This window comes from Hymenobacter algoricola (assembly GCF_039539525.1).
Lineage (GTDB): Bacteria > Bacteroidota > Bacteroidia > Cytophagales > Hymenobacteraceae > Hymenobacter > Hymenobacter algoricola.
In genome coordinates, this window is sequence record NZ_BAABDH010000003.1 from 42,606 (window position 1) to 56,404 (window position 13,799).

A 13,799-nucleotide genomic window follows, 5' to 3' on the forward strand; every position below is an offset into this window, starting at 1 on the left:
GCGCGGCGCCGCCCCGGGTTTTTTTTCGCGTACCCCTGGCCGCCAGACTACGCTACTTTTTCAGGACGATGGACACCACCTTGCCCGAGCCGTTGACCATGAACTTGCACTGGTTGAAATCGGGAGGGCGCAGGGTGGGACGAATGTTGTTGGAAAAGGCGTAGGGCTCGGTCGGGATACCCAGGAAGTTCTTGTCCAGCTTATCGTTGTTGTTGGTGTCCTGGGTGATGGCCACGGCCCATTCGCCGTTGGGCAAATCGACGGGCAGCTGAATCCGGCTCTGGCCCCCGGGCTTGACCACCCGCATGAAGGCGTAGCCGCCGTGCTGCAGAAAGGTGGCATGCACATTATAGAAATACAGCTTGACTGCCGCCTTCGTGGATACCAGCTCCGATACCACCACCGTCACGGAAGACGTGCCGCCGCCAGTGCCCGCCGCGGCGGGGTGGCCGGCCACCCCGGCCAAAAGCAGGCTGGCCGTAGCGGCTACCCCAAGCTGAATTCTTCTCATAAGCAGCAAAACCTGAAAAACAGATGATAACGGGCCAACACCAGTCTACGGAAAAAGATTACCCTCAGCCGGAGCGGCCGGCAAAAAACCCGACGGGCCTTCAGCCTCAGGGATTTAGCGGCGCCTAACCGGGCCCGCCGCCAGCTGCCGCAAAATTTTAGGGGCAACGCCGACGCATATTTCTCGTAAGTGACTGATAACAAAACTATTACTGTTCAGCTTCCTTCCTCCAACCAAACCACTCCCCCATGAAACGCATCTTCATTTTCGCCGCCGTACTCGCCGCCGCCCTCTCTACGGCCCGGGCCCAGTCCACGTCGGGCACTACCACGGCAGGCACCACTACCTCCGGTAGCATGACGTCGGGCACCACCAGTGGCACGATGACCTCGGGCACCACCAGCGGTACGATGACATCAGGAACTACTTCGGGCACGACCGGCGGCAGCATGACGTCGGGCACCACTTCCGGCACCATGACCTCCGGTACCACCAGTGGCTCGACCACCTACGGTACCACGGCGGGCACTACTTCCGGCACCATGACCGCGGGGGGTACCACCAGCGGCACGATGACGTCCGGCACCACCAGCGGCCGCACCACCAGCGGCACGATGACGTCCGGCACCACCAGCGGCCGCACCACCAGCGGCACGATGACGTCCGGCACCACCAGCGGCCGCACTACCAGCGGCAGCAAGGGCAGGATGAAAACCAACTCGGATGGCAGCAAGATGAGGTCGAAGGGCTCCCGCGCTACCACGACCAGCGGCTCCATGACGTCGGGCTCGACCAGCGGCAGCACCACGCGCTAGACTTTTCTGCTGCCTCGCCATTGAAACGCCGGGCTTACGTCCGGCGTTTTTTTGTGTCGGCGCAGTGCCGCGCCCAAGGCGTTACGCCACTGACCAGCGACCATTTTTCCCGGCTTCCAGTCCCTATCTCGCCGCAGAGCCGGCGCACCCTTCCGGCGGCCGGACGGTTAAGTCCGCTTGTCTGGCTGGCCTTCTTTTGCCAATCCCCCTTCTCTATGGAATACCAACAACTGGGCGACTCCGCCATCCGGAATTTCGTCATCACCTTCGGCAGCCGGGCCGCCGGCGGCGGAAGGTGGGGCGGCACCGAGCAGAACGATGCCGGGGGCGCCAGCCACGCTTCCTACAACCTGGGCGTGACGTTCATCGACACGGCCCCGATCTATGGGCAGGGCCTCAGCTAAATCCCACTCCAGCCCATACGCAAACAGACCTTTCCGATAGCCGGAAAGGTCTGTTTGCGTATGGGCACCCGCTGCTCCCTCAGGCCTCCACCAGCTGCCGGTCGGGCACCGACTGGTCTTTGAGCGTGGCCTGTCCGCGGGATTTGCGGGTGATGCGCGAGAACAGGCTGATTTCCTGATCGAACAGAAAGCGAAAAAACAGCCGGGTGTAGGACGTGTGGTGCAGCAGCGGCTCGTAGAACTCGGGGGCCACCGCCTTGAGCTTAGGCAGGTTGTTCCACGGAATACTGGGCATGTCGTGGTGCTCGTTGTGGAAGCCCACGTTGAGGTTGATGCCATTCAGCGGGCCGTAGTAGCTGTAGGTTTCCTGCGCCTTATCCAGCGTCAGGTAGTGCTCCTGAATCCAGCGGGCCCCGAGCGGATGCAGGCCCACCGAAAACCAGAAGCTCAGGAACAGGTAGAGCATGGCCGTCCAGCCGAAAAAGTAGATGACGGCCGCGTCAAAAGCCACCTGCGCCACCATGTTGGCCACCACGTACCGGTCGACGGTAGCCACCTCCCGGCAGCGGATGGTGCGAATCACCTGGAACAGGGGGAAGAAAAACAGCCACACGGCCTTGCCCACCGAGTAGTTGCGGATCAGGCGGGCCTCGTACCAGTCGGGCAGGTCGGCATCCAGCTCGTGTACGCCCTGAAACACGTGGTGCTTGATGTGGAAGTTCTTGAAGGAAATAGCCGTCGGGACGATGGACGGGAAGTTAGCAATGATGCCCACGGCCACGTTCTGCCACACCTTGCGAAACACCAGGTTGTGGGCCGCCTCGTGGATGACCACAAACAGCGTGTGGGAGAAGAATGCCCCCACCATATACGCCACCGGCAGCGTCCAGTACCAGGCCTGGTGGCGCAGCGCGTAAGCCAGCCCCACCTGGGCCAGCACGCAGGCCCCGCCGATGGCGAAGGTGGCCGGAGTGCGGGTCATCAGCTGCTTCACCTCGGGGTGGGCCCGCACAATCTGCCGGGTGCGGAGGCGGTGGGGCTCGGTGGTAGCTACCTCAGTGAAGTTGTCGGGGGTCGGAATCATGGGCAAAGCACGGGGCGGCAGAGTGAGACAGTCGGGCAAAGGTCAGCCTTTTCCCACTACCCCGACAGCTGGCCCGGCCCGCTTGTTTTGCCCGGCCCGCTGTTTTTTGCCCGCGCCGCCGCCCCTAGGATGTCGGCGGGGCCGGCGCCACCCAGCGGCGGGCCTGCTCCGGGGTTTCGAAGGTTTGCACCTCGGCCGGAAAATCAACCGTCATGTGCTCGGCAATGGTTTTCATGGCCATCCGGTTCAGCGGGTCGCGCGACACGACCACCCCAAAGCGCCGCAGCGGCAGCCCAACCAGCGCCGGCAGAAAGTTGTCGTGAATCCACTGCTGGTCGGCGGGGCTGATAGTGCGCATGCCCTGCTGGTTGGTCACCAGGCCCAGCACCCGGTTTTCGCGGGCCAGCCGCAGCGCCAGGGTCAGGCTCTGGCGCAGCGGCTCGCCGCTGGCGTAGTCGAGCCACTCCGTTTCGAGCAGACTGCGCCGCTCATCCAGGTAGATGCGCAGGATATCGGAGGTGTGCAGCAAAACCATACAGCCAGATTTACTCCCATTTTAAAAATAAGCCGCCGCCGGGGTGCCGAGGCCGAAAGCCAAAGCCCCGGCCGTCTGCAGGCAGACCACCGGGGCTATGACGACAGGCGCAGCTGCTTACTTGGGCAGCATCACTTTGTCGATTACGTGAATCACGCCGTTGCTTTGCATCACGTCGTAGGTCGAGATGCAGCTCGTGTTGCCCGACTCGTCGGTGAGCACCACGTTGTGAGGGCCGTTCATGCTGGCGACCAGGGTGCCACCGCTCACGGTTTTCAGCGAGGCCTGGCCCTTGCCGGCTTTGATGGCGGCCATCAGCTTGTCGGCCGTCATGGTGCCCGATACCACGTGGTAGGTCAGCACCTTGGACAGCGTTGCCTTGTTTTCGGGCTTGAGCAGGGTTTCTACCGTGCCGGCGGGCAGGTTCTCGAAGGCGTCGTTGACGGGGGCAAACACCGTGAACGGGCCTTTGCTCTGCAGCGTCGCCACCAGGTCGGCGGCCTTCACGGCGGCTACCAGCGTGGTGTGGTCCTTGGAGTTGACGGCGTTTTCAACGATGTTCTTGTTGGCGTACATGGCCTGGCCGCCCACCATCACGGTGTTGGGCGACATCTTGGCCTGGGCCGAAGCCGAGGTAGCAGCAGCGGCACCAAACAAAGCCACGAGGGCGAAGGAATACAGGGACTTTTTCATGGGGAGGAAAACGGTTGTTTTGAAGATGACGCACTTACGCCACCCTACCCGCAACCGGATTTTTCCGCCTCAATATTTAATCTTCCGAATACTACAACTAACTGACTTACTGATCTAAAAAAATCCAACTTCCTGCTCGCGCCGGGCGGCCCGGCTCACATCTGCCGCAGCCAGGCCTGCGCCGTCTCCAGCTCGTCGAAGGTGGCAATGATGGGTTGGGTGGTGTAGGTCAGCGTCAGGTCCGTCGACAGGCGGCTGTACACGTTGGGCGAATACACCCAGGCAAAGTAGCGCAGCCCCGCCGCCTGCATGGCCGGAAACCACTCCGTGCCGCCCCATTCCGCCGCATCCGCCCACATGCTCGTCACGCGGGTGTTGTTGTTGAGCACCTTATGGCACCGCTCGGCCACCAGCAGGTCCAGCATTTTCAGGGCCCCGGCCTGCACCGTAGCCAGCGTCTGGTCGCCGGTCCAGTCGGCATAGAGCCACTCGTTGACGTAGTCGTAGGAAATCTGGATAAACGACGTTTCAAATAGGGTGCGCAGGGCCATGGCAAACGGGGAACGAGGAACGGGACTTAGCCAAGGGTGGAGCGCCAGCTCTGCCCCGGCAACCGGGCCGGCGTACGTGCTTGGCGGCGCCAAGATAGCGCCGGTTTGGGCAAAGTGCGGGGGCTGCATCCGGCGGCGGGCCGGCTGCGTATAGGAACCCGTGATGAACAAGCCAACTTTCTACCTGCTGGGGCTGCTGCTGAGCCTGGCCTCCTGCACCCAGCGCCAGCCGGCCACGGCCGATGCGCCTGCTACCCCCTTCAGCCAGCCCACCACCGGGGCGGCCCCCAGCAACCTGAGCGGCCTGGCCGTGGCCACCTTCGCGGGGGGCTGCTTCTGGTGCGAAGAGGAAGTTTTTGAGGAGCTGCGCGGCGTGCAGCAGGTGGTGTCGGGCTACGCCGGCGGGCCGGAGCAGAACCCCACCTACGAGCAGGTAGGCAGCGGCGCCACCGGCCACGCCGAATCCATTGAGGTGTATTACGACCCCCAGCAGGTCAGCTACCAAACCCTGCTGGACGTATTTTTTGAAGCCGCCCACGACCCGACCACCCTCAACCGCCAGGGTCCCGACGCCGGCGCGCAGTACCGCTCGGTGGCGTTTTACCGCACGCCCGAAGAGCGGCAGCTTATCGAGGCCACCATCCGGCGCGTAAACGAGTCGAAGCACTACCCGAACCCGATAGTCACTCAGGTGACGGCCTTTACCCGGTTCTGGCCCGCCGAAGACTACCACCAGGGCTACTACCGCCTGCACCCCGACGACTCCTACATCCGCAGCGTATCGGAGCCCAAAGTGGCCAAGTTCCGGCAGAAGTTTGCCGATAAGCTTAAGAAATGACCTTGCCCGGGCCCTGCTTTTTTCGAAGCAGGGCTTTTTTTGGCCCCGGCCCGGCCTTTTTGGAGGCGACTGCCAGTCACGGCTTATATTTGTTTGGCGCCAGCCGCTTCCGCTGCTGGCTGCCGGTGCCCGCCCCGACCCCATTTTCTTTGCTGCTATGCCTGCCGCCGTTGACTTTGAGCTCATTTTCGAGGCCCTGCTCGCGCCGCATCTGGCGCTGGCACCCGATCTGACGATTCTGGCGGCCAACGTGGGCATGTGCCGGCTGCTGGGGCGGCGGCGGGAAGAGCTGGTGGGGCAGCCGGTGCTGGCCGTTTTTGAGCAGCGCCCGGCCCTGGCGCCAGCCGTGCTGGCCGAGTGGCGGACCGCGCTAACCCAGGCAGTGCAGCACCAGCACAACCAGACGCTGAGCCTGCGCCACAGCGCCGGCCACGCCAACGGCCGTCGCCCGTCCGCCCACTGGAGCATCGAGCTGCGGCCCATTCTGGCGACGGGCGGGGAGCTGCGCTACCTGCTGTGCCGGGTGCTCGACGTGACGGAGCAGGTGGTGGCCGAGCAGCAGAGCAACGAGCGGTTTCGGCTGCTGCTGGAGGTGCTGCCCCAGATGGCCTGGATTTCGCAGCCTGAGGGCGGGGTGCTTTATTACAACCAGCGCTGGTATGACTTCACCGGGGGCACCTTTGCCGAGCTGCAGGACTGGGGCTGGGAGAAATTTATTCACCCCGACGACCTGTCCACCACCCTGCAGCACTGGCAGCACGCCCTGGCCACGGGCACCCAGTACGAGGCCGAGCAGCGCTGGCGCAACCGCCAGGGCCAGTACCGCTGGTTTATCTCGCGCGCCAAGCCCATGCACAGCGCCGACGGCACCATCCTGCAGTGGGTCGGCACCAATACCGACATCCACGAGCGGCGGCAGACCATGGCCCTGCTGCAGGAAAAGGACCAGCAGCTGCAAGCCATCATCGGCAACGTGCCGGCCTACATCATCACCATGTTCGGGAGGGAGCACCTCATTGGCTTCGTCAACGACCGGCTGCAGCTGCTGCTCGAAAACCGCGCCCACCTGGGCCTGCCGGTGGCCGAGGCGCTGCCGGAAATAGCCCACAACGGCCTGACCCGGCTGCTGGACCACGTGTACGAAACCGGCCAGCCCTACTCGGCCCTCGAAACGCCCTTCCCGGTTATTGGCGCGGCAGGGCAGCCCGTGGACATGCGCTACTTCGACTTCACCTACCAGCCCTTTCAGGATGAGGCCGGCCAGACCCATGGCATCCTCATGTTTGCCGTCGATGCCACCGAGCGGGTGCTGGTGCGCCACCGCGCCGATCAGCTCGACGCCGCCGTGCGCCAGCGGGAGGAGGAGTTTGGGCTGCTGGCCAACGCCATGCCCCAGCTAGCCTGGATGGCCGCGCCGGACGGGCATATTTTCTGGTACAATCAGCAGTGGTACGACTATACCGGCACCACGCCCGAGCAGATGCAGGGCTGGGGCTGGCAGCAGGTGCAGCACCCCGACCACGTGACCAGCGTGGTGGAGCGGTGGCAGGCGGCGCTGGCCACCGGGCAGCCCTGGAAAGACACGTTTCCCATTCGCAGCGCCGAGGGCGAGTACCGCTGGTTTCTGTCGCGGGCTCAGGCCATCCGCGACGAGCAGGGGCAGGTCGTCCGCTGGTTTGGTACCAACACCGACGTCACGGAAGCCCAGCGCGTGGCAGAGCAGCTCAAGGAGCAGAACCGCGAGCTGCTGCGCATCAATGAGGACCTCGACAACTTCGTCTACACCGCTTCGCACGACCTCAAGCAGCCCATCAACAACATGGCCGGCATCTTCGAGGAGCTGACCCGCACGGCTTACTTCCGCGACCCGGACGCCGTTAAGCTCATTGCCATGTTTGAGCGGGCCCTGCAGCAGATCTACGACACCATTCACAACCTCTCGGAGCTGGTGAAGGTGCAGAAGCTGCGCCACGCGCTGCCGGCCGAAGCCATCGGGCTGGAGCAGCTCACCCAGCAAGTGTTGACCAGCATCAGCGAGCAGCTCGACTCCTCCCGCGCCATCGTCACCCTGGACTTTTCCCTGGTGCCGGTGGTGGAGTTTGTGCGGCCCAACCTGCAGAGCGTGCTCTACAACCTGCTCAGCAATGCCCTGAAGTATGCCGCCCCGCGCCGGCAGCCGCGCATCGCCGTGCGCAGCGCCCTGGAAGCGGGCCACCCCGTCATCATCGTGCAGGACAACGGCCTGGGCATCGACATGGAACGCTACGGCCACCAGCTGTTCACCATGTTCCGGCGCTTCCACAGCCACGTGGCGGGCTCGGGTATGGGGCTGTACCTGGTCAACCGCATCGTGCAGAGCCACGGCGGCCACGTCGAAGTGCAGAGCCAGGTCAACGAAGGCACCACCTTCCGGATTCACCTGGCCCCCACGGCTCAGCCCGCCGCGGCCCCGCCCGAGCTGAGCTACTTTATCTGATTTATTTCGGCCTGCCTGCTGCTTATGCCTTTGCCCCCTCTTGTATCGAAGCTGCCCGACGTAGGCACCAGTATCTTCTCGGTGATGTCGCAGCTGGCGGCCGAGTACGGGGCCATCAACCTCGCCCAGGGTTTCCCCGACTACGACCCGCCGCAGGTGCTGAGTGGTGCCCTGGCCCGCCACGCCACCACGCCCGGGCACCAGCAGTATGCGCCCATGCCCGGCCTGCCCCGGCTGCGGGAGCAGATCAGCCGCAAAACCGCCCTGCTCTACGGCGTGCCCGCTCCCGACCCCGACACGGAAATAACGGTGACCAGCGGAGCTACCGAGGCTCTGTACGCCGTGCTGGCCGCCGTGGTGCGCCCCGGCGACGAGGTGCTGGTGCTGGAGCCGGCCTACGACCTGTACGGCCCGGCTATCCGGCTGCAGGGCGGCGTGCCGGTATATGTGCCCCTGTGCCCGCCCGGCTTCCGCCCCGACTGGGATCTGGTGGCAGCGGCCCTCACGCCCCGCACCCGCCTGGTGCTGCTCAACTCGCCCCACAACCCCAGCGGCGCCGTGCTGACCGCCGCCGACCTGCGCACCCTGGGCCAGCTGCTCGAGCACTCGGCCACGCTCGTACTCAGCGACGAAGTGTACGAGCACATGGTATTTGACGGGCAGTCCCACCGCAGCGCGTTGCAGGAGCCGCTGCTGGCCGAGCGCAGCTTCGTGCTGTCGTCGTTTGGCAAAACCTACCACGCCACCGGCTGGAAAGTTGGCTACTGCCTGGCCCCGCCCCTGCTCACGGCCGAGGTGCGCCGGGTGCATCAGTTCGTCACGTTTGCCGTGAGCACGCCTACCCAGCACGCCCTGGCCGACGTGCTGCCCGACGCCGAACTTTATACTTCCCTGCCCGGGTTCTACCAGCGCAAGCGCGACTTATTCGCCGACCTGCTCCGGGACTCGCGCTTTGAGCTGCTGCCCGCCCAGGGCGCCTACTTCCAACTGGCCCGCTACGCGCAGATTTCCCGGCAGGACGACGTCACCTTTGCCCAGTGGCTGACCCGCGAGGTGGGCGTGGCCGTGGTGCCGGTATCGGCCTTCTACCACGACCGGCAGGATCACGGGCTGGTGCGCTTCTGCTTCGCCAAGCGCGACGAAACGCTGCGGGCCGCAGCCGCCCGGCTGCGAAATCTGTAACCCGTGGGCTGGGGTTTGCCGTGGTCGGTGCCGCAGTCCGGATTGGCGGATAGTACGGAACTAGCTTGCCCGTAATAGCATTATTTGATTTCAGGTTATCATCATTTTTGCTTATCATTCAGAAAATTCTTCTCACCTGCCAACTCCTCCCAGCTCGTGCCCGACTTAACTGTTTCCTTCGTCCAGTCCTCGCTGCAATGGCATGACCCGGCCGCCAACCGGGCGGAACTGGGGCGGCATATTGAGGAGATTTCCATTCCAACGGACCTGATTGTGCTGCCCGAAATGTTTACCACCGGGTTCAGCATGGCAGCTCCGGCCCTGGCTGAAACGATGGATGGCGCCACCGTGGCCTGGCTGCGGGAGGTGGCCGCCCGCCGCTCGTCCGTCGTTACGGGCAGCGTCATCATCCAGGAGCAGGGACATTACTACAACCGGCTGCTCTGGGTGCGGCCCGACGGCACGCTGAGCTACTACGACAAGCGCCACCTGTTCGGCGTGGCCGGCGAAGGGCAGGTGTACACACCGGGAACCGAACGGCTGATTGAAGAGTGGCGCGGCTGGCGCATCTGCCCCCTGGTGTGCTACGACCTGCGCTTCCCGGTCTGGAGCCGCAACCCGGCCGCCGAGCCCTACGACCTGCTGCTGTACGTGGCCAACTGGCCCGCTTCCCGCCGCACCGCCTGGATTACGCTGCTGCGCGCCCGCGCCATGGAAAACCTGGCCTATACCATGGGCGTCAACTGCGTGGGCATCGATGGCAACAGCCTGGCCTACGCCGGCGACTCGGCCCTGCTGGACATGCGGGGTGAGTACCTCGTCGAAGTCGGCAACCAGGAAACCAGCATCACCCGCACCCTGCGCCGCGACGACCTGCAGGCCTTCCGGGAACGGTTTCCCGCCTTGCAGGACGCCGACCCGTTTGTGCTGCGGGAGCCCGTGTACTCCGCGGCCCACCACAACTAGCCCGCTTGCAGCATCCAATAAAAAGCCCTTCGACCGCGCAGTCGAAGGGCTTTTGCTTTTCCCTTACTCCGCGTTACCGTACCGCCAGGCGCAGCACGCTCGACTGGCCCGCGGCCGTCTCGGCCCGCACCAGATACAGGCCCGCCGCCAGCCCGCGCAGGTCGAGGGCGTGCGTGCGGGCCGGGGTGGTGGCGGTACGCACCCGGCGGCCCGTCAGGTCCAGCAGCGTCAGGCGCACGGGCTGGGCGGCTTCTACGGTAGCCGTGGCCGTGGCCGGGTTCGGGTACACGCTCAGCCCCACGGCCAGCGCCGCGGCCTGCCGGGTGCCCAGCAGCAGGTTGTTGCGGGTACCAAAAGCCACCACGCCGCCGGTTTCGGTGCCGACAAAGGCTTCCGGCGCCCCGTCGGCATTCAGGTCGGTGGCGGCCAGCGCGTAGGAGTTCGTGAGCTTGCCGCCCAGGTTGGTAGCTTGGTACTGCCCCAGCAGCGAATTGTAGAGCAGGTCGCTGCGGTCCAGGAAAATGGCGCTCTGGGCGCGCAGGTTCGGAAAGAACCGCAGCTCCCCGGTCGTGTCGATGGTGAGCATGTCGATGGTGCCGTCGCCGTCGATGTCGGCCACCGTGGACGCGAGCGAGACGGGCCGCTGGTTGGCATCAGTGCGCAGCTGGCCGAAATCGTTATTGACCAGCACGAAAGCCGAGCGGAGCGGCAGCGTCCCGTTGTTGCGGTAGTAGCGCAGCGCGCCGCCCGGCAGGGCATTCGTGTCGGTGCCCACCAGCAGGTCCACGTTGCCGTCGCCGTCGATGTCGGCAAAGGTGGCATTGTCGTACTGGCGGCTTGGCAGGTTGTCGATGTAGGCAATGCTGCCCAGGTTGTAGGCGGCGGGCTGGTTGGCGGCGGCCGTATTGAGCAGGTAGCCCACGAAGTTGTAGGAGCTGCCGCGGCTGTTGCCCGAGAAAGCCAGGTCCAGGGCGCCGTCGCGGTTCAGGTCGACCAGCGAGGGGCGCAGCGAGGAATAAAACTGGCCGGGGCCCGCCAGGCCGAGGTAGTTGCTGTCGATGAGGCGAAAAACCGGCTTGGTGGCCGTGCCCACGTTGCGGTAGTACGACAGCGTGGCCCGGTAGAAGCCGTTGGGCGTGTTGCGGCTCACGCCGCCCACCAGCATATCCTTCAGCCCGTCGCCGTCCAGGTCGCCGAAGGTAGGCGCGGCCTTCTCGCTCAGGTCCAGCATGTCGCGCTGCAGAAAGTCGTTGCGGCGGTACTCAAACGTGGGCGTGCTGGTGGCGCTGACGTTTTCGTACAGCAGCACCGTCTGGCGGGTGTCGAGCGTGTCGAGGTTGTCGAACACGTTCGGCGTCACCGCCAGGTCGGGGCGGCCGTCGAAGGTCAGGTCGAGGTAGTAGGGCGAGGGGAAGTTGGCCAGGTGGGCCGGGGTGGTGTTCGAGGGAAAGTTGGTTTCAAGGCCGGTGCTGGTCATGCGCGGTACCAGGTTGGTACCGCTGTTAATGACCTTGGTCAGCTCGGTGCAGTAGTCGCGCCCGGTGAGCATATCCAGGTCGCCGTCGCCGTCGAGGTCCAGGGTGAGCAGGTTGTTGCCCGAGGTATGATTGATCTGCTGCACGGAGCGGCAGGTGGCATTATCGAACACGAACGAGGTGCAGGCCGAAAAGCAGATCCGCGTGCCGCCCCAGCGTTCAATGGGGGGCGCAAAGGTGAGTCCGCCGCAGCTGGAGCTGGTATTGAGAAACAGCCGGATGTCGTAGTTGCCGCCGAAGTCGTGGCACAGAATGTCCACTTTGCCGTCGCCGTTCACGTCCCGGATGTCGGGCAGGTTGAAGCCCCCGGTGGTGATGTTCACGTCGCCGGGCGGCGGCGCGGGGTCGAAGTAGTACAGGTTGGGCGCCGTAAGCTGAAACGAGGGCCGCCCGCCGGCCCCGGCCACGTTGCGAAACACGCGGATATTGCCCGGAATCTGGCTGGCCGTGAACAGGTCGGGGCGGTTGTCGCAGTCGTAGTCGCGCAGCAGCACCCAGTTCTGCATATCGGTCGGAAACAGCGCCTCGTACTCGGGCGCGTACTGCCAGCGGCGCCCGCCACCAACGGCCGGCGCGCTGAGAAACGTCATCGAGCGGCGGCTGATCCGGTCGAACAGGTACAGGTCGGGCTGGTTGTCGCCGTTGAGCTCAATACTGGAAAACTGGGCCGAATTCAGGCCGCCGGCCCAGGCGTTGCGCAGCGTGTCGGTGCCTTGCACTACTTTTGCCACGTCGCGGTGTTCAAACCCGAACAGGCTGCCGGCCGACTGGGCCCGCCCGGCGGGCGCCCAGCCCAGGGGCAAACTCAGCAGCAGCACAAAAAGGCCCCGGCGTAGCATCGGCGACATAGTTTTTCAGGTTTACAATTCAGTTCCAAGTTACGCAGAATCAGCATGGAAGACGCAGCGGCCCTTTACGAGATATTCCAGCACTGCTCGGCCGTGAGTACCGACTCGCGGCAGCCCCAGGCCAACACGCTGTTCTTTGCCCTGAACGGCCCCTCGTTCCGGGGCCGCGACTTTGCCGCGGCGGCCCTGGCCCAGGGTGCCCGCCACGCCGTGGTGGATGATGCCGCGCTGGCCGCCACCGACCCGGACCGCTACACCTACGCCCCCGACCCGCTGGTGGCGCTGCAGCAGCTGGCCCATTTTCACCGCCGGCAGCTCATCATTCCCGTTATCGGCATCACCGGCTCCAACGGCAAGACGACCACCAAGGAGCTGGTGTACGCCGTGCTCAGCCAGCGCTACCGGGTGCAGTACACCCAGGGCAACCTCAACAACCACATCGGAGTTCCCCTTACCCTGCTCAGCATCCGGCGCGGGGAGCACGAAATGGCCATCGTGGAAATGGGAGCCAATCATCAGGGCGAAATTGACCTGCTCAGCCAGCTGGCCGAGCCCACCCACGGGCTGATTACCAACATCGGCAAGGCCCACCTCGAAGGCTTTGGCGGGGTGGCCGGCATTGCCCGGGGCAAAAGTGAGCTGTTCCGGTTTCTGGCCCGGGTGGGCGGCACGGCCTTCGTGAATACCGCCGACCCGCTGCTGCCCGGTTTGGCGGCCCCGGTGGCCCACTGCATCACCTACCCCGGGCCGGCCGACTCCTACCCGGCCGAGCTGCTCAGCGACTCGCCCCAGATGCTGCTGCGCCTGTTTGATGGCACGCTGGTGACGGCCCAGATTACGGGCGGCTACAATTTCCTGAACCTGGCCGCCGCCGCCGCCGTGGGGGCCCACTTTGGGGTGCCCAGCGCCGATATTGCGGCCGCCCTGAACGGCTACGCGCCCACCAACAACCGCTCCCAGCTGGTGCGCACGGCCCGCAACGAAGTAATTCTGGATGCCTACAACGCCAACCCGTCGTCGATGGCGGCGGCCCTGACCAGCTTTGCCGCCCGCCCGGCCCCGGCCGCCGACAAAGTGGTGGTGCTGGGAGACATGTTTGAGCTGGGCACGGAAAGTGAAGCCGAGCACCGGGCCCTGGGCGCGCTGCTGGCCGCCCAGCGCTTCGGCACCGTGCTGCTCTGCGGCCCCGACATGCGCTACGCCCTGGAAGCCTGCCCGACGGCGCAGTACTTCCCCACCAAAGCCGATCTGGCGCACTGGCTGCAGGCCCAGCCGCTCAGCCGCCGCCAGATCCTGATCAAAGGCTCCCGCGGCATGGGGCTGGAAACGGTGCTGAGCCTGGTGTAAGCAGCCGGGTTAGC

Annotated in this window: 13 protein-coding genes; 7 read left to right on the forward strand and 6 right to left on the reverse strand. The window is 65.0% G+C overall.

The annotated features are described in order from the left end of the window. Positions 1-52: 52 nt before the first annotated feature. Positions 53-511: a DUF2141 domain-containing protein gene (locus ABD842_RS00705; protein WP_345108608.1), complete on the reverse strand. Its 459-nt coding sequence runs from the start codon at positions 509-511 to the stop codon at positions 53-55. Between the two features lie 248 nt (positions 512-759). Here ABD842_RS00705 and ABD842_RS00710 point away from each other — a divergent pair, with 248 nt between their 5' ends. Continuing rightward, entirely contained in the window at positions 760-1,326 is a 567-nt protein-coding gene (locus ABD842_RS00710; RefSeq protein ID WP_345108610.1) for a hypothetical protein, read from the forward strand. 215 nt (positions 1,327-1,541) lie between these two features. Next, positions 1,542-1,730 (forward strand): hypothetical protein, encoded by a 189-nt coding sequence (locus ABD842_RS00715; RefSeq protein WP_345108613.1) that lies wholly within the window; start codon positions 1,542-1,544, stop codon positions 1,728-1,730. A gap of 79 nt (positions 1,731-1,809) precedes the next feature. Here ABD842_RS00715 and ABD842_RS00720 read toward each other — a convergent pair whose 3' ends face one another. The 4 genes from ABD842_RS00720 to ABD842_RS00735 form a co-directional block, all read right to left on the reverse strand. Then, positions 1,810-2,814 (reverse strand): fatty acid desaturase, encoded by a 1,005-nt coding sequence (locus ABD842_RS00720; RefSeq protein ID WP_345108616.1) that lies wholly within the window; start codon positions 2,812-2,814, stop codon positions 1,810-1,812. A 124-nt stretch (positions 2,815-2,938) separates the two neighbouring features. Then, positions 2,939-3,349 (reverse strand): hypothetical protein, encoded by a 411-nt coding sequence (locus ABD842_RS00725; RefSeq protein WP_345108619.1) that lies wholly within the window; start codon positions 3,347-3,349, stop codon positions 2,939-2,941. 117 nt (positions 3,350-3,466) lie between these two features. After that, the gene (locus ABD842_RS00730) at positions 3,467-4,042 is read right to left on the reverse strand and encodes a fasciclin domain-containing protein (protein ID WP_345108622.1); all 576 of its coding nucleotides are present in this window, start codon (positions 4,040-4,042) and stop codon (positions 3,467-3,469) included. 155 nt (positions 4,043-4,197) lie between these two features. Further along, on the reverse strand, positions 4,198-4,593 hold the full coding sequence (locus ABD842_RS00735) for a hypothetical protein (RefSeq protein ID WP_345108625.1): 396 nt from the start codon (positions 4,591-4,593) through the stop codon (positions 4,198-4,200). 163 nt (positions 4,594-4,756) lie between these two features. Between ABD842_RS00735 and msrA the strand changes: the two genes are divergently transcribed. The 4 genes from msrA to ABD842_RS00755 all read left to right on the forward strand — a co-directional run bounded on the left by msrA (position 4,757) and on the right by ABD842_RS00755 (position 10,055). Then, on the forward strand, positions 4,757-5,431 hold the full coding sequence (msrA, locus tag ABD842_RS00740; RefSeq protein ID WP_345108627.1) for a peptide-methionine (S)-S-oxide reductase MsrA: 675 nt from the start codon (positions 4,757-4,759) through the stop codon (positions 5,429-5,431). A gap of 157 nt (positions 5,432-5,588) precedes the next feature. Continuing rightward, complete coding sequence (locus tag ABD842_RS00745) at positions 5,589-7,907, forward strand: PAS domain-containing sensor histidine kinase (RefSeq protein ID WP_345108629.1); 2,319 nt, start codon at positions 5,589-5,591, stop codon at positions 7,905-7,907. A 24-nt stretch (positions 7,908-7,931) separates the two neighbouring features. After that, positions 7,932-9,089, forward strand: a complete 1,158-nt coding sequence (locus ABD842_RS00750; protein WP_345108631.1) for a methionine aminotransferase — start codon at positions 7,932-7,934, stop codon at positions 9,087-9,089. Positions 9,090-9,245: 156 nt separating this feature from the next. Beyond that, the gene (locus tag ABD842_RS00755; protein WP_345108633.1) at positions 9,246-10,055 is read left to right on the forward strand and encodes an amidohydrolase; all 810 of its coding nucleotides are present in this window, start codon (positions 9,246-9,248) and stop codon (positions 10,053-10,055) included. A 73-nt stretch (positions 10,056-10,128) separates the two neighbouring features. Here the strand turns inward: ABD842_RS00755 and ABD842_RS00760 are convergent, their stop codons facing one another. Beyond that, a complete protein-coding gene (locus ABD842_RS00760) occupies positions 10,129-12,438 on the reverse strand; it encodes a T9SS type A sorting domain-containing protein (RefSeq protein ID WP_345108635.1) in 2,310 nt (769 codons plus the stop codon). Positions 12,439-12,483: 45 nt separating this feature from the next. Here ABD842_RS00760 and ABD842_RS00765 point away from each other — a divergent pair, with 45 nt between their 5' ends. Further along, positions 12,484-13,785, forward strand: coding sequence for a UDP-N-acetylmuramoyl-tripeptide--D-alanyl-D-alanine ligase (locus tag ABD842_RS00765; RefSeq protein WP_345108638.1), 1,302 nt, complete (start codon positions 12,484-12,486; stop codon positions 13,783-13,785). Positions 13,786-13,799: the final 14 nt, after the last annotated feature.